The 17,814-nt window shown below is 72.6% G+C and carries 14 protein-coding genes and 1 tRNA gene; 9 read left to right on the top strand and 6 right to left on the bottom strand.

From position 1 onward, the window contains the following. Positions 1-51 precede the first annotated feature (51 nt). Genes fdh through K313_RS0114500 form a run of 4 tightly spaced genes read left to right on the top strand, consistent with a single transcriptional unit; the run spans position 52 to position 6,827 of the window. Entirely contained in the window at positions 52-3,453 is a 3,402-nt protein-coding gene (fdh, locus tag K313_RS0114515) for a formate dehydrogenase (RefSeq protein ID WP_156911411.1), read from the top strand. Then, a complete protein-coding gene (locus tag K313_RS0114510; RefSeq protein WP_019287835.1) occupies positions 3,453-4,406 on the top strand; it encodes a 4Fe-4S dicluster domain-containing protein in 954 nt (317 codons plus the stop codon). The genes fdh and K313_RS0114510 overlap by 1 nt, the downstream gene beginning before the upstream one ends. After that, on the top strand, positions 4,403-5,491 hold the full coding sequence (nrfD, locus tag K313_RS0114505; RefSeq protein ID WP_029212211.1) for an NrfD/PsrC family molybdoenzyme membrane anchor subunit: 1,089 nt from the start codon (positions 4,403-4,405) through the stop codon (positions 5,489-5,491). The genes K313_RS0114510 and nrfD overlap by 4 nt, the downstream gene beginning before the upstream one ends. Positions 5,492-5,537: 46 nt before the next feature. Next, on the top strand, positions 5,538-6,827 hold the full coding sequence (locus tag K313_RS0114500) for an L-lactate MFS transporter (RefSeq protein WP_029212210.1): 1,290 nt from the start codon (positions 5,538-5,540) through the stop codon (positions 6,825-6,827). A 117-nt stretch (positions 6,828-6,944) separates the two neighbouring features. Here K313_RS0114500 and K313_RS0114495 read toward each other — a convergent pair whose 3' ends face one another. The 3 genes from K313_RS0114495 to K313_RS0114485 are packed head-to-tail and all read right to left on the bottom strand — an operon-like array spanning position 6,945 to position 8,660. Beyond that, positions 6,945-7,352 carry a rhodanese-like domain-containing protein gene (locus tag K313_RS0114495; protein WP_029212209.1) on the bottom strand — a complete coding sequence of 136 codons (408 nt, stop codon included), beginning with the start codon at positions 7,350-7,352 and terminating at the stop codon, positions 6,945-6,947. Further along, positions 7,349-8,338: a selenide, water dikinase SelD gene (gene selD, locus K313_RS0114490; RefSeq protein ID WP_029212208.1), complete on the bottom strand. Its 990-nt coding sequence runs from the start codon at positions 8,336-8,338 to the stop codon at positions 7,349-7,351. The genes K313_RS0114495 and selD overlap by 4 nt, the downstream gene beginning before the upstream one ends. Positions 8,339-8,372: 34 nt before the next feature. Then, the gene (locus K313_RS0114485) at positions 8,373-8,660 is read right to left on the bottom strand and encodes a DUF7218 family protein (RefSeq protein ID WP_029212207.1); all 288 of its coding nucleotides are present in this window, start codon (positions 8,658-8,660) and stop codon (positions 8,373-8,375) included. Positions 8,661-8,721: 61 nt separating this feature from the next. Here K313_RS0114485 and K313_RS0114480 point away from each other — a divergent pair. Further along, positions 8,722-8,817, top strand: a tRNA-Sec gene (locus tag K313_RS0114480). A 22-nt stretch (positions 8,818-8,839) separates the two neighbouring features. On the opposite strand, the gene K313_RS0114475 is transcribed toward K313_RS0114480, so the two are convergent. Then, positions 8,840-9,562 carry a hypothetical protein gene (locus K313_RS0114475; protein WP_029212206.1) on the bottom strand — a complete coding sequence of 241 codons (723 nt, stop codon included), beginning with the start codon at positions 9,560-9,562 and terminating at the stop codon, positions 8,840-8,842. A 78-nt stretch (positions 9,563-9,640) separates the two neighbouring features. Further along, positions 9,641-10,573 (bottom strand): hypothetical protein, encoded by a 933-nt coding sequence (locus K313_RS0114470; RefSeq protein ID WP_029212205.1) that lies wholly within the window; start codon positions 10,571-10,573, stop codon positions 9,641-9,643. Between the two features lie 225 nt (positions 10,574-10,798). On the opposite strand from K313_RS0114470, the gene selA reads away from it, so the two are divergent. From selA to K313_RS0114450, 4 genes are all read left to right on the top strand, one after another. Beyond that, complete coding sequence (selA, locus tag K313_RS0114465) at positions 10,799-12,124, top strand: L-seryl-tRNA(Sec) selenium transferase (protein ID WP_029212204.1); 1,326 nt, start codon at positions 10,799-10,801, stop codon at positions 12,122-12,124. After that, positions 12,121-14,043, top strand: a complete 1,923-nt coding sequence (gene selB / locus K313_RS24575) for a selenocysteine-specific translation elongation factor (RefSeq protein ID WP_084412872.1) — start codon at positions 12,121-12,123, stop codon at positions 14,041-14,043. Before selA ends, selB begins: the two co-directional genes overlap by 4 nt. Before the next feature lie 90 nt (positions 14,044-14,133). Further along, positions 14,134-15,216, top strand: a complete 1,083-nt coding sequence (locus K313_RS0114455; RefSeq protein ID WP_029212202.1) for a 3-isopropylmalate dehydrogenase — start codon at positions 14,134-14,136, stop codon at positions 15,214-15,216. Positions 15,217-15,342: 126 nt separating this feature from the next. Then, positions 15,343-16,446, top strand: coding sequence for a branched-chain amino acid aminotransferase (locus tag K313_RS0114450; RefSeq protein ID WP_029212201.1), 1,104 nt, complete (start codon positions 15,343-15,345; stop codon positions 16,444-16,446). 126 nt (positions 16,447-16,572) lie between these two features. Here K313_RS0114450 and K313_RS0114445 read toward each other — a convergent pair whose 3' ends face one another. Beyond that, positions 16,573-17,775, bottom strand: coding sequence for a DDE-type integrase/transposase/recombinase (locus tag K313_RS0114445; protein ID WP_034253395.1), 1,203 nt, complete (start codon positions 17,773-17,775; stop codon positions 16,573-16,575). Between the last annotated feature and the right edge of the window lie 39 nt (positions 17,776-17,814).

The following is a 17,814-nucleotide window of genomic DNA, read 5'->3' as shown; positions in this document are numbered from 1 at the left end:
ACTGCGTGATGCCCGTTTCCGACGTAGGGTGACCGTGTCGAAGGAGATCCCATGGACGTGAAGAAGACCCTCCTGTCGTGGCCCGTGGTGCGGCAGGTCACCGGCGGCGACCCGCTCGGACGCGGATCGGCCGCGCAGTCGGCCCGCACCGCCGCGCTGCAGCCGCGCACCGTCACGGCCGACTCGGTCGCCCACAGCGTGTGTCCGTACTGCGCCGTCGGATGTGCGCAGAAGGTCTTCGTCAAGGACGGCAAGGTCGTCCAGATCGAGGGCAACCCGGACTCGCCGGTCTCGCGGGGCAAGCTGTGCCCCAAGGGTTCGGCCAGCGAGCAGCTCGTCAACTCCCCGAACCGTCAGACGACGATGCTCTACCGCCGCCCCTACGCCACGGAGTGGGAGCCGATCGAGCGCGACAAGGCCGTGGACATGGTCGTCGACCGCATCCTTGACACGCGCCGTCGCACCTGGCAGGACCACGACGACGATGGGCGCCCCCTGCGGCGCACCATGGGCATCGCCGCCCTCGGAGGAGCGACCCTCGACAACGAGGAGAACTACCTCATCAAGAAGCTGTTCACGGCCATGGGCGCGATCCAGATCGAGAACCAGGCTCGTATTTGACACAGCGCCACGGTTCCCAGTCTGGGAGCCTCGTTCGGTCGTGGCGGCGCCACGAACTTCGTGCAGGACCTCGCCAACTCCGACTGCATCGTGATCCAGGGCTCCAACATGGCGGAGGCCCACCCGGTGGCCTTCCAGTACGTCGTGGAGGCCAAGCGTCGCGGTGCCACGGTGATCCACGTCGACCCCCGGTTCAGCCGCACCTCCGCGCTGGCGCACCGGCACGTCGGCATCCGCGCGGGCAGCGACATCGTCTTCCTCGGCGCGATCATCAACTACATCCTGTCCAACGACCTGCACTTCGAGGAGTACGTCCGGGCCTACACCAACGGGCCGGTCATCCTCCGCGAGGACTTCCAGGACGTCGACGAGCTGGACGGTGTCTTCTCGGGCTACGACCCCGAGACGGCCAGCTACGACAACGACAGCTGGATGTATGCCGCGACCGACGACGGCACCGAGGAGTCGCAGGCGTCCAAGCAGGAGCGGGCCGCCGGTGACGAGCACGGTGCCAGCGGCCCTTCGCTGCCCGGGGCCGACCGGGTCCGACGCGACGAGTCCATGCAGGACCCGCGCAGCGTGTTCCAGGTGCTCAAGCGGCACTACGCCCGCTACACCCCCGAGGTGGTCGAGCAGACCTGCGGCATCTCCCGGGAGGACTTCGACTTCGTCGCCCAGGCGATGACCCGCAACTCGGGCCGCGAGCGCACCACGGCGTTCTGCTACGCGGTCGGCTGGACCCAGCACTCGGTGGGCGCGCAGTACATCCGGACCGCCTGCATCATCCAGCTGCTGCTGGGCAACGTCGGCCGTCCCGGCGGCGGTGTGATGGCGCTGCGCGGGCACGCCTCGATACAGGGGTCGACCGACATACCGACGTTGTTCAACCTGCTGCCCGGCTATCTCCCGATGCCCAAGGCCGGGGTCCACGACTCCCTTGAGGACTACCTCGGCACCATCTCGACCGACGACCAGAAGGGCTTCTGGACCGAGGCCGACAGCTACACCGTGAGCCTGCTCAAGGCGTGGTGGGGCGACAAGGCGACCGCCGCCAACGACTGGTGCTTCGACTATCTGCCGCGACTGACGGGCGACCACGGGACCTACCGCACGACCATGGACATGATCGACGGCAAGGTCGAGGGCTACTTCCTGCTCGGGCAGAACCCCGCGGTCGCCTCGGCGCACGGTCGGCTGCAGCGCGACGGCCTGGCCAGCCTCAAGTGGCTCGTGGTCCGCGACCTGCGCCTGATCGAGTCGGCGACCTTCTGGCAGAGCTCGCCGGAGATCGAGTCGGGGGAGCGGTCCCCCGAGACGATCGGGACCGAGGTCTTCTTCTTCCCGGCGGCCTCCCACGTTGAGAAGGCCGGCACCTTTACCCAGACCCAGCGCATGCTGCAGTGGCGCGAGCAGGCGGTGCTGCCGCCGGCCGACGCCCAGAGCGAGCTGGACTTCTTCTACGACGTCGGGGTGCGCATCCGGGAGCGCCTCGCGGCGTCCAGGGACGAGCGCGACCGCCCCCTGCTCGACCTCACGTGGGACTACCCCCTCAACGAGCACGGCGAGGTCGACGGCGAGGCCGTGCTGATGGAGATCAACGGCCGCTACCTCACGGGGGACAAGGCAGGCCAGCCCCTGCCGCTGTTCACGGCGATGAGGGCGGACGGCTCCACCGAGGGCGGCTGCTGGATCTACACCGGCGTGTTCAAGGACGGCGTCAACCAGGCCAACCGGCGCAAGCCGCGGTTCGAGCAGGACCAGACCGCCCTCGAGTGGGGCTGGTGCTGGCCGGCCAACCGGCGCATCCTCTACAACCGCGCCTCGGCCGACCCCGAGGGCAAGCCGTGGTCGGAGCGCAAGAAGCACCTGTGGTGGGACGCCGAGGCGGGTCGCTGGGCGGGCCCGGACGTGCCGGACTTCCCGGCCGACCGCGACCCGGCCTACCGCCCGCCCGAGGGCGCCAAGGGACCGGCCGCGATCGCCGGCGACGACCCGTTCATCATGCAGGCCGACGGCAAGGGCTGGCTGTTCGCCCCCAAGGGCCTGCTCGACGGGCCGCTGCCCTCGCACTACGAGCCGCAGGAGGGCCGCGTCCGCAACCCCTTCTACAGCCAGCAGGCGAGCCCGACCCGCAAGGTCTACGAGCGGCCGGACAACCTGACCGCCCCGTCTCGCGGGCGTCCGCCCGAGGACGAGGTGGCCCGGGAGCACCCCGAGGTCTACCCGTTCATCTTCACGACCTACCGCCTCACCGAGCACCACACGGCGGGTGGCATGAGCCGCTGGCTGCCCTACCTGGCCGAGCTCCAGCCCGAGATGTTCTGCGAGGTGTCGCCCGAGCTGGCGGCCGAGCGGGGTCTCGAGCACCTGGGCTGGGCGACGCTCGTGTCGCCCCGGTCGGCGATCGAGGCGCGCGTCCTGGTGACCTCGCGCATGAAGGCCCTGACCATCGACGGCCGGACCTTCCACCAGATCGGCCTGCCCTACCACTGGGCGACGGGCGGCACGGGCGCGATCGTCACCGGCGACTCCACCAACGACCTCATGGGCGTCACGCTCGATCCCAACGTCCTGATCCAGGAGTCCAAGGTCGGCGCGTGCGACATCCGGCCCGGGCGACGTCCTCGCGGTCCCGAGCTGCTGGAGCTGGTCGATTCCTACCGCCGGCGCTCCGGCGTCACCGAGGAGACGGGCAACGAGCTGCGCTCCGGGGTGGACGTCGACCACGTGGAGCAGGAGCGCGAGGCCAAGGTCAAGGAGCATGACGACAGCGGCGCCGACGTCAAGGGTGCCACCGAGGTCGGACCCGACGACAAGGACGGTGACCGCTGATGCCCAACTCCCTGTTCGGCCCGCTGGACCCGGCGCCCGACGCCGGCTGGCAGGACGCTCCGGACCGCAAGGGCTTCCTCACCGACACGTCGGTCTGCATCGGCTGCAAGGCCTGTGAGGTCGCGTGCAAGGAGTGGAACATGCTCCCCGAGGACGGTCTGGACCTGCTCGGGTCGTCCTTCGACAACTCCAAGAGCCTCGGCGCCAGCACCTGGCGCCAGGTCAAGTTCATCGAGCAGCCGGGGCGCGGTGACGACACCGTGCTGGGTCGTCAACCGGTCGACCTCGGTATGCCGGGCCTGCGGCCGGACGACGAGGCGCTTCCCGCGGCGCTCGACGCGGCACCCGCCGCCGACGGCAAGCCGGACTTCCGCTGGCTGATGAGCTCGGACGTGTGCAAGCACTGCACCCACGCGGGCTGCCTGGACGTCTGCCCGACGGGCTCGTTGTTCCGCACGGAGTTCGGGACCGTGGTCGTGCAGGACGAGATCTGCAACGGCTGCGGCTACTGCGTCGCTGCTTGCCCGTTCGGCGTGATCGAGCGTCGCCCCGGCAGCAAGGGTGAGGTCACCAACGCCGGCGTGGCTCAGAAGTGCACCCTGTGCTACGACCGGATCGGGGCCGGCCAGACGCCCGCGTGCGCACAGGCCTGCCCGACCGAGTCCATCCAGTTCGGTGACGTCGCGGAGCTGCGCGAGCGGGGCCGGGCGCGGGTGGAGACGCTGCACGAGCAGGGCTACACCTCGGCGCGGATGTACGGCGACGACCCGCACGACGGCGTCGGCGGCACCGGCGCGATGTTCCTGCTCCTCGACGAGCCCGAGGTCTACGGCCTGCCGCCGGACCCGGTCGTGACGACCAAGGACCTCGCCGACATCTTCCGCAAGGGCGGCGTCGGGGGACTGACCCTGCTCGTCGGGGTCGCCCTGTCCTTTCTCGGAGGCCGTCGATGACCAACCCCGCCCAGCAAGAGACGCGCGAGGGCCTGTGGCCCGACGAGCCCCGTCGCGGCGGAGGCCGCAAGCGACGCGGTTCAGGGTTGTTCGGCGTGCGCCGGTTCGCCGGCAACGGGCGTGGCGAGGAGTCCATGGTCCCGGAGGCGGAGTTCACCTCCTACTACGGCCGTCCCATCGTCAAGCCCGCCCCCTGGTCGGACGAGATCCCGGCCTACCTGTTCGTCGGCGGACTGGCCGCCGGGTCGTCCCTGCTCGCGGCTGGCGCCGACCTGGCGGACCTGCCCGGTCTGCGACGCCAGGCCCGGTGGACCGCCCTGGGGTCGATCGGGCTGGCGACCTACTTCCTGATCGCGGACCTCGGCCGCCCCGAGCGGTTCATCAACATGCTGCGGGTGGTCAAGCTGACCTCGCCGATGAGCGTGGGTTCGTGGATCCTCGCGGGCTACGGCCCGCTGGCCGGGGTCGCCGCCGTCGCCGAGCTCGCCCGCCCGGTCGAGGAGGCCCTGCCCCAGTCGCTCAAGCCTGTCGCCCGGCTCCTCGGGTGGGCCGGCCGTCCGGCCGGCCTGGGTGCGGCTTTCTTCTCCCCGCCCCTCGCGGCCTACACCGCGGTGCTGCTCGGCAACACCGCGACCCCGGCCTGGCACAGCGCCTACAAGGAGCTGCCGATGGTCTTCGCCGGGTCGGCGGCGGCGTCCGCTGCCGGTATGGCGATGATCGCCGCACCCCACGAGCAGGCCTGGCCCGCCGGGCGTCTCGCGGTCGGCGGTGCCCTGTGGGAGCTCGGCTCCGCCCAGGTCATGGAGCACTCGATGGGCATCAGCGCCGAGCTGCTGCACGAGGGGGAGGCGGGCCGTTGGTGGACCGCGAGCAAGGCGCTGACCCTCGGTGGTGCCGCCGTGTCCCTCGTCGCCGGGCGGCGCAGCAAGCCCGCCGCGGTCGTCGCCGGGGCCGCCCTGGTGGCGGGGTCGATCTGCACCAGGTTCGCCATCTTCCGCGCCGGGATCGCCTCGGCCAAGGACCCCAAGTACACCGTCGTCCCGCAGCGCGCCCGCCTCGACCGCGGCGAGCGCACCCTGGGGTGACCCCTCTGCACGGCATACGACACCGCTCGACCGACAGGAACCCACGATGAGCTCGACCACCCGGGAGGCGGCCTCCGCACCCACCGCCACTCCCAACCGCTGGCTCCTGCTGCTCGGCGGCGTCCTCGTGCAGATGGCCATCGGTGCCGTCTACGCGTGGAGCGTCTTCGGCAAGGCCCTGCAGTCGGACTCGTCGCTCCTGCAGCTGACCAAGACCCAGGCCGCGATCCCGTTCGAGGTCGCGATCGGCATGATCTTCGTCGGCTCCTTCATCGGTGGGCGCATCCAGGACCGCAAGGGCCCGCGCACCGTGGCCCTGACCGGCGTCGTCATCTACTCGATCGGCATCATCCTCAGCTCGTTCGCCCGCGACGAGGGGCAGCTGTGGCTGCTCGTCCTCGGCTACGGCGTCCTGTCCGGCTTCGGTCTCGGCATGGCCTACATCGTCCCGATCGCCATGCTGCAGAAGTGGTTCCCCGACAAGGCCGGCCTGATCACGGGCCTCGCCGTCGGCGGCTTCGGCTTCGGAGCGGTCATCACCGCACCGCTCGCGACCTCCCTCATCGCCAAGGACCCGGCCCACCCGACGTCGCCCTTCCTGTGGCTCGGCATCGCCTACCTGATCGCCGGCGTCCTCGGCGCCTCGGTGTTCCGCAACCCGCCGCAGGGCTACACGGTCGGCGCAGCCCCCGCCAAGAGCTCGGCCGGCGCCTCTGGCACGAGCCCGGCCACGGCCCAGGCGAGCCCGGGTGCCGACTTCACCCAGCAGGAGGCGCTGCGCACGCCGCAGTGGTACCTCCTCACCCTGATCCTCACCATCAGCGTCACCGCGGGCATCTCCTTGATCTCGGTCGCTGCGGGCAGCGCCACCGACATCGCGGGCTACTCCGCGGCGGGTGCGGGCGCCCTCGTCGGCATCATGGGGCTGTTCAACGGCGTCGGCCGCATCCTGTGGGCGTCGCTGTCCGACAAGATCGGCAAGATGACGGCCTTCGTCGGCATCCTCGGCCTGCAGGGTCTGGCGCTGATCGCGCTGCCGCACGTCGGCAACGCAGCGATGTTCGCCGTGCTCGCGGCGATCATCTACACCTGCTACGGCGGCGGCTTCGGCACGATGCCCTCGACGGCTGGTCGCTTCTTCGGCGTCAAGAACGCCGGCGGCATCTACGGCCTCATGCTCCTCGGCTGGAGCATCGGCGGCGTGGCCGGTCCGCTGCTCGCGACGGCGCTCATCGGCGACGACAAGAACTACACGCTGGCCTTCACCACGCTCGGCGTGATCGCGCTCGTGGGCGCGGCGATCCCGTTGATCACCAAGGCGCCCCGCCGCCGGTAGGCCCCGCCGCCGGTAGGCCCCGCCGCCGGTAGGCCCCGCGGCCGGAGGCCGCTCGGTCACCACATGGCTCGACGACAGGGCATGCCTGACCCATCCCGGTCCCCGGTCCCCGGTCCGTCAGCGGCGCACGTCGCCCGGCTCGGTCGTGGTGGGCAGCCCCGCGGCGACCCAGGCCTCGACGCCGCCCACGACGTCGGTCGCGTTGCGCAGCCCCAGGTCTCGCAGCGACCGGGCGGCGAGGCTCGAGCTGTAGCCCTGTCGGCACAGGAGCACGTAGGTGAGGTCCCAGCCGGTCGCCTCGGGGATCCGCCACGCGAACGTCGGGTCGAGGCGCCACTCCAGCACGGTCCGGTCGATCGCGAGCGCGCCGGGGATCTCGACGGTCTCGGCCCGCTGCTCCGCGGTGCGGGTGTCCACGAGGACCGCGCCGGCCCGCTGGGCGGCATACGCCTCCAGCGGCGTCAGCCGCGTCCACCCCTCGCGGGCGCGCGCGAGCCGGGCGTCGACGCCGAGCGCCTCGGTCATCGCACGCTGATGGTGTGCTCGCCGCCCGCCACGACCTCGCCGATCACCGGGGCGCCCGGCACCTCGCCCACGACCAGCAGGCCGCCGCTGGTCTGGGCGTCGGCGAGCAGCAGCAGCTCGTCCTCGTCGACGGACGCCTCCAGGTGCGGGCGCACCCAGTCGAGGTTGCGGCGCGTCCCTCCGCTGACGTAGCCGTCGCGCAGCGCCTCGCGCGCGCCCTCGAGGTAGGGGACGGCCGCGGCGTCCAGCACGGCCGACACCCCCGAGGCCCGCATCATCTTGTGCAGGTGGCCGAGCAGCCCGAATCCCGTGACGTCCGTGGCAGCCTCGGCGCCGCTCTCGACGGCGGCGCGTCCCGCGTCGGCGTTGAGGGCGGTCATGGACGCGATGGCCTGGGCAAAGACCTCGCCGGTGGACTTGTGGCGGTTGTTGAGGACGCCGACACCGAGGGGCTTGGTCAGGCTGATCGGCAGCCCGGCGCGGGCCCGGTCGTTGCGCAGCAGCCGGTCGGGGTCGACCAGGCCGGTGACGGCGAGGCCGTACTTGGGCTCCGGGTCGTCGATCGAGTGCCCACCACCGACGGGGCAGGCCGCCTCGCGCGCGATGTCGAGACCGCCGCGCAGGACCTCGCGCAGCAGCTCGGCGGGCAGCACCTCGCGCGGCCAGCCGACGAGGTTGACGGCCACGATCGGGCGCCCGCCCATCGCATAGACGTCGGACAGCGCGTTGGCCGCGGCGATCCGTCCCCAGTCGTAGGCGTCGTCGACGACGGGCGTGAAGAAGTCCGTGGTCACGACGACGGCCTGCCCGGGGCCGATGCGGACGACCGCCGCATCGTCGCCGTCGTCGAGGCCGACCAGCAGGTCCGGGCTGTCCACGCCCACGAGACCGCTGACGATCTCCTCGAGCTCGCCGGGCGGGATCTTGCAGGCGCAGCCGCCCCCGTGGGCGGTCTGCGTCAGCCGGATGGAGGAGGGGGTCGTCATACGGACACCTTAGGTCGAGTCCACGACCCCCGGCTCAGTGGTTGCGGAGCGCCTCGATCAGCTCGTCCTTGGTCATGGAGGACCGACCCTCGATGCCGATCTCCTTGGCGCGGTCCAGCAGCTCGTCCTTGGTCCAGTCGTCATAGCTGCCATGCTCGCCGCCGCGCTCGCCGACCTTCGAGCGGCCCTGCGCCGCAGCCGCGTTGGCGATGCGCGCCGACTTCTCCTTGCTGTTGCCCTCGTCGCGGAGCGACTCGTAGAGCTCCTTGTCCTTGACGCTGGGGCCGGGGTCGTCCTTGCGATCGTCCTTGCTCGGTGCCATGCCTCGACGTTACCTCCGGGGGCGCGTCTGCGGCACGCTGTCGGCGGGTACGATCTGCGGCGGAGGCGTACAGGTGCCTGGTGGTCCTCCCGGTCTTCAAAACCGGTGTGCGGCGGTATCCGTCGCAGGCGGGTTCGATTCCCGTCCGCCTCCGCCAGACTGCTCTCGGGTCAGCCCCGTCAGGCCTTGACGACGATGACCGGCTTGCGGGCCGGGTCCAGCCACCGCACGGTGGCGGTGAGCTCGGTCATGCTGTCGATGCCGACGCAGCCGCCGGTGTAGGACCGCGCGTAGTGCAGGAAGATCCCGGCCCCGGAGTGGGCTCCGGACCGGTTGGGCGTCGTGTAGTTGTAGCGGATCACGACGGCCTGGCGGTAGAGCCCGCTGTCGACGTAGGACTGCAGCCGCTCGGACGAGCGCGCCACGGAGGCGGGCACCGAGCAGGACTCGCGCCAGCGGTTGTAGTCGCGCTGGCCGGGGTGCTGGATCCACCAGCTGCAGCGCGTGACCCGGCGATAGGGCATGCGGGTGCCGGGGTTGCCGACGCCGAACGCATGCACCAGCGAGAAGGTGCCGGCGGGGGTCGTGCTGGTGCCCTGGCGGCGCTGCGCGCTCGGGACGACACCGCCGCGGCCGAAGACCGCCGCAGCGTTGGCGTTGACGCGGACCCAGCGAGAGCCGTTCCAGGAGTAGCGGGCCCAGGTGCCCTTGGTGCCGCTGGTGCGGTCGGCGACCATCACCTGCGTGGACTGCAGCTGGCTCACGGACGTGCCGGGGGCGTAGATCGGTCGCGGTGCTGCAGACGCGACGGGGGAGGTGGGGGAGGCGGGCCCGACCGCGGCGGCGGTCGCCAGGGCGGCGAGGGCGGTGAGGAGGCGGCGGGGGCGGGGGCGTCTGATCACGCCGCCACTATGCCCCAAAAATCACTAAGAGTGAGTATTGGTGACGGAATGTCATGCAATGGTCTACGTGCGTTCAGGTCACGGCTGTGCCGCGTAGGTGTCATAGTCACGTCGGTACTGCTCGTACGCCTCGCGGTAGCGGGCCCAGGCGGCGTCGTACTCGGCCTGCTCGCGACGGTGGTCCTCCCGGGCTCGCGCCTCTGCCGCGAAGGCGGCCTCGAGGTCCTCGCAGCTGAGCCGGTAGCCGTAGCGCGGGTTGTCGCCGCCGTGGCAGCGAGCCCAGGCGGAGGCTCCGGCCTCGACGACGCGGGCGAAGTAGGGCCCGGAGCTCCACGCGCCTCGGCTGCCCCCGGTCGCCCGGGCCAGCGCGTCGCCGCAGGCCCAGGTGTCGCACCGCTGACGCAGCTCCTGGTGGCCGCGCTCGTGCATCGCGACGAGGTAGGTGTCGGTGCTGCTCAGGCCCCGCTGCACGTGGACGACCTGCTGCTCGTCCGTCAGGCCGACGGTCGACTCGCCGTCGCCCACGGTCTGGGCCCGCAGCGACGGGTCGCCGGCGTCGGCGCACCGGGCGGCCGTGCCGTTGACGGCGCGGACGACCTGGTCGCAGGACCATCCCGCCACGGCTGGGCGGGCCGGGATGGCGGGGATGGCCGGCAGCAGCGCGGGCGGCCGGGGCGGTGAGTGCAGAGGGGTCGGCCGCGGGAGGGTCGGCGGCCGAGGAGCGGCGGGGGCCGTGATCGTGGCGCTCGGGGACACCCTGGTGGGCTGGCGGCCGGCGGGGGCGCGGGCCGCCTGAGCAGGCACGACGGAGGCGGTAGCGGGCGTGTCGCCGGTCGAGGTGGCCGGACCGGCGGACGACGAGCAGCCGGCGACCGTCGCGGCGCAGAGCAGCAGTGCCACGACGGGGGTGACGAGCCGTGCGTCAGCGCGCGAGGAGAGGGGGCGGAGCGCGGCGGTGATCGGGCGGGGCGCGGCGCCGCGCTGGGACGAGGGTGACGTGCGCGTGACCATCCGTCCCTCCGGGCTGTCGGACCTGCTGACCCGGTCAATTCTGATTGCGGAGAGTAGTCAAGCGTCACCATATGGCGGACCATCACCCGTTCGGGCGGGCCGTCGTCGGCGTCCCCGCACCGAGCTGCCCGGGGCTGCCCGGACCGTGCTGGTCGCCACCAGCACCTCCGCCGAGGGGCACCAGCGGCATTCCACCCGGAGGCGCGGGCGGCATAGGGTCGAGCCATGTCGACCACCGACCCGCGCCGACGGGTTCCGAGGACCGATGCGGTGCTGGCCGATCCGCTCCTCGCCGACCTGGAGTCCACCGTCGGGCGGGATCGCGTCCGCGAGGCGGTCCGCGAGGGTCAGGAGCAGGTGCGACGCGGTGACCTCCCGCCGGAGCTCCTCGTGACGTCGGTCGCCGACGAGCTGCGGCGACGCGGCCGGCATACCGAGGTCCTCAACGCGACCGGGGTCGTCCTGCACACCAACCTCGGCCGGGCCCAGCTGACCCCCGCGGCGGTGGAGGCGCTCGTCGCCTCCGCCGGGTGCACGGATGTCGAGCTCGACCTCGCGACCGGGGTGCGGGCCCGACGTGGCCGGCGCGCCCTGGAGGCCCTCGCCCGAGCGGTGCCCGCCGCAGGTGGTGCCTTGGTGGTCAACAACGGCGCCGCCGCCCTGAGCCTCGTGCTCACCTCCCTCGCCCAGGGCCGCGAGGTGCTCGTCAGCCGGGGCGAGATGGTCGAGATCGGTGACGGCTTCCGGCTGCCCGACCTGATCGAGTCGACCGGCGTGCGCCTGCGGGAGGTGGGGACCACCAACCGCACGCGGCTCGCGGACTACGCCGACGCGGTGACGGAGCGGACGGCGGCGATCCTCAAGGTGCACCCCAGCAACTTCCGGGTCGAGGGCTTCACCAGCGAGGCCACGGTGGCCGAGCTCGCCGGGCTGTCCCGCGAGCGGGAGCTGCCGCTCGTGGTGGACATCGGCAGCGGCCTCCTGCGGCCCGACCCCGTGCTGCCCGGCGAGCCCGACGCCGCCACCACCCTCGCTGCCGGCGCCACCCTGGTGACCTGCAGCGGCGACAAGCTCCTCGGCGGCCCCCAGGCCGGCATCGTCCTCGGGGCGGCAGACGTCGTCGAACGCGTCCGTCGCCACCCGCTGCAGCGCGCCTTCCGGGCCGACAAGCTCACCCTGGCCGCGCTGGCCGCCACCCTCGGCTCGGCGACGAACCCCACCCACGAGGCCGTCCACGCGTCGTCCGACGTGCTCCGCGACCGAGCGGAGGGGCTCGGCCGTCGCCTGGGAGCTGAGGTCGTCCCCTCCGTGGGGCGGGTCGGCGGGGGATCGGCACCCGGGCTGGACCTGCCCGGGTGGGCGGTGGCCCTGCCCGAGCTGTATGCCGAGCGCCTGCGCCTCGGCTCACCCGCCGTGGTCGCGCGGGTCGAGGGCGGACGCACGCTGCTCGACGTGCGCTGCCTGCCGCAGGCCCGGCTCGACGACGTGGTGGAGGCGGTGCTCGCGGTGCGGGAGCAGCTGGCCGAGCCCGAGGGGGCGAGCGGCGCATGATGCACATCGTCGCCACCGCCGGCCACGTCGACCACGGCAAGTCCCGGCTCGTGCGGCGCCTCACGGGCATGGAGCCCGACCGCTGGGCCGAGGAGCGACGCCGGGGCATGACGATCGACCTCGGATTCGCCTGGACGGCGCTCGACTCGGGGGAGCGCGTCGCGTTCGTCGACGTGCCCGGGCACGAGCGCTTCATCGGCAACATGCTCGCCGGCCTCGGACCGGCTCCCGCCGTGCTCGTCGTCGTCGCGGCCGACGAGGGCTGGCGCGAGCAGAGCGAGGAGCACCTCGAGGCGGTCGATGCCCTCGGGCTGCGCCACGGGGTCCTCGTGGTGACCCGCAGCGATCTTGCCGACCCCGCCCCGGCCCTCGCGCAGGCGCGCGAGCGCGTGGCCCGGTCCAGCCTGGGGGAGTGCGAGGCGCTGGCGGTGTCCGCCGAGACCGGCGAGGGCATCGACGAGCTCCGTTCCGCCCTGCGGCGACTCGTGGCGCGGTTGCCCGAGCCCGACCACGGCGCCCGGGTGCGGCTGTGGATCGATCGGTCGTTCACGATCCCCGGCGCGGGGACGGTGGTCACCGGCACGCTGGGCGAGGGGTCGTTGTGCGTCGGTGACGCCCTCGAGCTCGGCCGTCGCCCCGTGCGGGTGCGCGGTCTGCAGTCGCTCGGGCAGGACTACGACGCCGTCCCTGCGCGGGCCCGGGTCGCGGTCAACCTGCGCTCCACCCCGGCCGACGAGGTGGGCCGCGGCGACGTGCTCGTGACGCCCCACGCCTGGCACTGGACCCGCGAGGTCGATGCGGCCCTGCACGGCTGCGTGGCCGCCGACCTGCCGGGCGAGCTGACCGTCCACATCGGCTCGGGCTCCTGGACGGCGCGGGTCCGGCCCCTCGGCGAGCAGTTCGTCCGGCTGCGGACCCCGGAGCCGCTCCCGCTGCAGGCAGGCGACCGGTTCATCCTGCGCGACCCGGGGCGACGGGCCGTGCTGGCCGGCGCCACCGTCCTCGACGTCGACCCGCCCGAGCTGCAGCGCCGGGGCGCCGCGGCCCGGCGCGCGGGCGCGCTCGCCGAGGTGGCGTCCTCCGACATGCTGGACCCGGCGACCTCGTCGGCCGGCGCGGGGTCGTCGGGCGGCCAGGGCTCGCTGGGCTCACAGAGCTCCCTGGGACCACAGAGCTCCCTGGGATCAGAGGGCTCCCAGAGGTCCCAGAGTCCTCTGGGGCCGACGAGGGTCGACGTCGCCCGCGAGGTGGAGCGTCGCGGGGCCATGCGCCCGCGCGACCTCGCCGTCCTCGGCGTCCGGCCCCAGGACCTGCTCGCGGACGTCCCCGGCGTGCGCCACGTCGGGGAGTGGCTCGTCGCCGAGTCCGCCTGGCAGCAGTGGCGGTCCGAGCTGCTCATGGCCGTGGACCGGCGCATCCAGGACGTCCCCATGGATCCCTGGCTCCGCCTCGAGGAGGCGCGCCGCATCGCCGGGATGCCCGACGTGGCCACGGTGACCCCCGTCGCCCGCGACGCCGGCCTGGAGGTCGGGCAGGGCAAGGTCTCCCGGCCCGGGGTGCGCCCCAGCCTGGGTGCCGCCGAGGCGGGGCTGCAGGCGCTCGAGCAGCAGCTCGCCGCCAACCCCTTCGCCGCACCGGAGCGCGGCCAGCTCGACCTGTGGGGTCTCGGCGCTCGCGAGCTCGCCGCCGCGGAGGCCGCGGGTCGCCTCGTGCGGCTGGTCGACGACATCGTCCTGCTGCCCCGCGGACCCGCCCTCGCGATGCGCGAGCTGTCGGCCCTGGAGCAGCCGTTCACCACCAGCGCCGCGCGACAGGCCCTCGGCACGACGCGTCGGGTCGTCATACCCCTGCTGGAGCACCTGGACGCGCGCGGGTGGACCCGCCGGGTCGACCCGACCCACCGCGAGGTCGCGCGCTGACGACCGCCACGGTGGCCCGCGCCCCGTCGCCCGTCGTCAGATCGTGAGACGACGTTTTGCGGGCTGAGATGGATCCCTAGCCTCGGGCGTATGACGAGCCAGCCCGCGACCGCGCCCACCAGCCTCGACCTCGCCGTCGTCGGGGGTGACGGCATCGGCCCCGAGGTCGTCGCCGAGGGACTGCGCGTGCTGCGGGCCGTGACCGAGGCCGACGGGGTCGAGGTGCGCACGACCGACTACGACCTGGGGGCGAAGCGCTGGCACGCGACCGGCGAGACGCTCACCGACGCCGACCTGGACGCGCTGCGCGGCCACGACGCGATCCTGCTCGGCGCCATCGGTGACCCCAGCGTGCCGTCCGGCGTGCTCGAGCGAGGCGTGCTGCTGCCGCTGCGCTTCGCCCTGGACCACTGCGTCAACCTGCGACCCTCGACGCTCTATCCCGGGGCGCAGAGCCCGCTCGACCTGGCCCGCGTGGCTCCTGACGGTTTCGACTTCGTCGTGGTGCGCGAGGGGACCGAGGGGCCGTACGTCGGCAACGGCGGCGCCCTGCGCGTCGGCACGCCGCACGAGATCGCCACCGAGGTCAGCGTCAACACGGCCTTCGGCGTGGAGCGGGTCGTGCGCGACGCCTTCGCCCGGGCGCAGGCCCGCCCCCGCAAGAAGCTCACGCTCGTGCACAAGCACAACGTGCTCGTCCACGCCGGTCACCTGTGGCGCCGGACCGTCGAGGCGGTGGCGCCGGAGTTCCCCGAGGTGTCGGTGGACTACCTGCACGTCGACGCGGCCACGATCTTCCTGACCACCGACCCCGCGCGCTTCGACGTCATCGTGACGGACAACCTCTTCGGCGACATCCTGACCGACCTCGCGGCGGCGGTGTCCGGCGGGATCGGGCTCGCGGCCAGCGGCAACATCGACCCCTCCCGCACCAACCCCTCGATGTTCGAGCCCGTGCACGGCTCGGCGCCCGACATCGCCGGCCAGGGCAAGGCCGACCCCACCGCCGCGATCCTCTCGGTCGCGCTGCTGCTGCGGCACGTGGGCCTGGTCCCGGCCGCCGAGCGCGTCGAGGCCGCGGTGCTGGCGGACCTCACGGAGCGTGGCTCCGCCCAGCGCTCCACCCCTCGGTCCACCCAGGAGGTCGGCGAGGCCATCGCCGCCCGCCTCTGACCTACCTCAGGTCGTCACGTCCGCCCAGGTTCGCACGCCAGGCCGATGTGTCGAACCGCGGTCGATCCCGGCCCCGGAGGGCGCGGTAGCCTTCGAGGCGAAACCCCGTGCGACAAGGAGCACCCCATGACGACGCCGTCCCTGTCCTTCCCGCTGGAGCGCACCACCACCCCGGTGCCCGACGCCGAGCGCGAGCAGATCCTCGCCAACCCCGGCTTCGGCAAGACCTTCACCGACCACATGGCCGTCGCCACGTGGACCGCCGACGCCGGGTGGCACGGCGACGCGATCCGCCCCTACGGCCCCTTCCAGCTGGACCCCGCCGCCGCCGTCCTGCACTACGCGCAGGAGGTGTTCGAGGGGCTCAAGGCGTTCCGTCACGCCGACGGCTCGGTCTGGTGCTTCCGCCCGGAGGCCAACGCCGCCCGCATGCAGCGCAGTGCCCGCCGGCTCGCCCTGCCCGAGCTCCCCACCGAGGACTTCCTCGAGTCGATCAAGGCCCTCGTGGCCGTCGACGACGCGTGGGTCCCCGCGGCCGGCGCCGGGGAGACCTCGCTCTACCTGCGGCCGTTCATGTTCGCCTCCGAGGCCTTCCTCGGCGTGCGGCCGGCCAAGGAGGTCACGTATGCCGTGATCGCCTCCCCGGCCGGTGCGTACTTCTCCGGCGGGCTGGAGCCCGTCACGCTGTGGATCTCCACCGACTACGCCCGCGCGGGCGCCGGCGGCACCGGCGCCGCCAAGTGCGGCGGCAACTACGCCTCCAGCCTCGCCGGCCAGCTCGAGGGCATCGAGAACGGCTGCGACCAGGCGGTGTTCCTCGACTCGGCGACGCACGAGCACATCGAGGAGCTGGGTGGCATGAACCTCTTCCTCGTCTACAAGGACGGGCGCCTCGTGACCCCCGAGCTCACCGGCTCGATCCTCGAGGGCGTCACGCGCAGCTCCATCCTGCAGATCGCCGGTGAGCTGGGCCTCACGCCCGAGGAGCGCCGCATCCCGATCCAGGAGTGGAAGGACGCCGCCGCGTCCGGCGAGCTGGCCGAGGTCTTCGCCTGCGGCACGGCCGCCGTCATCACCCCTGTCGGCGAGCTGCGTTGGGAGGGCGGCTCGGTCAACCACCGCACCGAGGCCACCGACGACAAGATCGCCCTGTCGATCCGCAACCAGCTCCTCGACATCCAGTACGGCCGGGCCGAGGACACCCACGGCTGGATGACCCGCCTCCTCTGACCTCCCCACGTCCCACGCACCCACCCACATCCCCAGATCCCCAGATCGTGAGGGTTTCGTCCAACTTTCTTGGATGTCGTGTCTCGGTACATGTGGGACGCGATGTCTCGATAGATGTGAGACAGGTTAGGCGATCAGCTGGCCTTGGTTGCGTCGGTCTCGGTCGAGGGTGAGGTGGCCTAGGTGGTGACCGTCGTGGTCGTGGACGTTGGCGTGCAGCCCGTCGATCACGACGGTCATCGTCTGTCCGGTGCGGGCCCGGCCGAGGGTGATGCTGGTGCCGTGCATCCAGACCCGGCCGCTCTGGTCGACGCGGACGGCGTAGATGCTGGCGTCGGCCTGGGCGGGCAGGCTGGCCGGGCCGCCGAGGGACGGGGCGGCGGCCCAGGCGGCGGCGGGGGTGGCGCGGATCGCGGAGTGCCAGCGTCGCGTGTTGTACCGGGCCTGGTACTCGTCGCAGACGGCTTGCATCTGTTCCATCGTCTCGGGTTGGTGTCCGCTGGCGGTGAGCCACTTGGTGAAGGTCTGGTGGTGGCGTTCGACCTTCCCGCAGGTCTGGGGGTGGTAGGGGCTGGAGTGGATCAGCCGCACGCCGTGCCGGTCGAGGTTCTGAGCGAACCGGGACCGTTGGGTGCCGCCGCGTCGGCCGATGGTGGCGAACGCGGTCCCGTTGTCCGAGAGCACGATCGCCGGCGCGCCGTAGTCGGCTATCGCGGTGTTGACCGCGGCGATCGCGTCGGCGGTGGTCTCGGCCCAGCAGGCGCGGGTGGCGACCAGGGTGCGGGTGCAGTCGTCCAGGACCTCGATCACGCACACCCGCCCCAGCGGGAGCCCGGTGATGGTGGTCCCGTCGATCTGGTAGCAGTCCCGCGGCCGGGCGTACACGAACCGCCGGTAGGAGGACCTGGGCCGTTTGCGGGGCTCCTTGGTGACCAGCCCGGCCCGGTCCAAGATCGCGTTGATCGTCGACCGGGCCGGCACCACCAGGCCCCGCGAAGCCCAGTCCTGCTCGGTCGCTTCGGTCAGCAGCGCGGCCCGGATCGGGTCGGCGCCGTTGTCCGGGCTCAGCTCCTTGCGCAACGCGATCACCCGATCGTGGACCGGCTGGGCGGTGGCGTTCGGTCTGGTCCTGGGCGCTCGGGACCTGGCCTGCCAGCGACCCTCGCGCTTGACGCGTTCTCGGTGCCGGTAGGCCGTGGCCCGAGACAGGCCGTGAGCGCGCACGAAAGCGGCGAACCCTTCCGGGAACGCCGCCTTCGTGCCGTGCTCGACCTCGATCCTCAACGCGTTGTCCAACAGCTGCACGACCACATCTCGCTTCCTGCTCATCCCCAAGGGATAGCGCAACGAGCGCCCCACAGGCCCCGA

It is taken from the genome of Arsenicicoccus bolidensis DSM 15745 (genome assembly GCF_000426385.1).
Taxonomy (GTDB): Bacteria; Actinomycetota; Actinomycetes; order Actinomycetales; family Dermatophilaceae; genus Arsenicicoccus; species Arsenicicoccus bolidensis.
Note: the sequence above shows the minus strand (reverse complement) of the source record. Positions and strands in the feature narration are given on the sequence as shown.

What these genes read in the sequence shown, in the direction of transcription:
- nrfD (WP_029212211.1), top strand. Translation starts at nt 4,403, where the DNA reads ATGACCAACCCCGCCCAGCAAGAGACGCGCGAGGGCCTGTGGCCCGAC.
- K313_RS0114500 (WP_029212210.1), top strand. Translation starts at nt 5,538, where the DNA reads ATGAGCTCGACCACCCGGGAGGCGGCCTCCGCACCCACCGCCACTCCC.
- K313_RS0114485 (WP_029212207.1), bottom strand. Translation starts at nt 8,660, where the DNA reads ATGGCACCGAGCAAGGACGATCGCAAGGACGACCCCGGCCCCAGCGTC.
- selA (WP_029212204.1), top strand. Translation starts at nt 10,799, where the DNA reads ATGTCGACCACCGACCCGCGCCGACGGGTTCCGAGGACCGATGCGGTG.
- selB (WP_084412872.1), top strand. Translation starts at nt 12,121, where the DNA reads ATGATGCACATCGTCGCCACCGCCGGCCACGTCGACCACGGCAAGTCC.
- K313_RS0114455 (WP_029212202.1), top strand. Translation starts at nt 14,134, where the DNA reads ATGACGAGCCAGCCCGCGACCGCGCCCACCAGCCTCGACCTCGCCGTC.
- selD (WP_029212208.1), bottom strand. Translation starts at nt 8,338, where the DNA reads ATGACGACCCCCTCCTCCATCCGGCTGACGCAGACCGCCCACGGGGGC.
- K313_RS0114495 (WP_029212209.1), bottom strand. Translation starts at nt 7,352, where the DNA reads ATGACCGAGGCGCTCGGCGTCGACGCCCGGCTCGCGCGCGCCCGCGAG.
- K313_RS0114470 (WP_029212205.1), bottom strand. Translation starts at nt 10,573, where the DNA reads ATGGTCACGCGCACGTCACCCTCGTCCCAGCGCGGCGCCGCGCCCCGC.
- K313_RS0114450 (WP_029212201.1), top strand. Translation starts at nt 15,343, where the DNA reads ATGACGACGCCGTCCCTGTCCTTCCCGCTGGAGCGCACCACCACCCCG.
- K313_RS0114445 (WP_034253395.1), bottom strand. Translation starts at nt 17,775, where the DNA reads ATGAGCAGGAAGCGAGATGTGGTCGTGCAGCTGTTGGACAACGCGTTG.
- K313_RS0114510 (WP_019287835.1), top strand. Translation starts at nt 3,453, where the DNA reads ATGCCCAACTCCCTGTTCGGCCCGCTGGACCCGGCGCCCGACGCCGGC.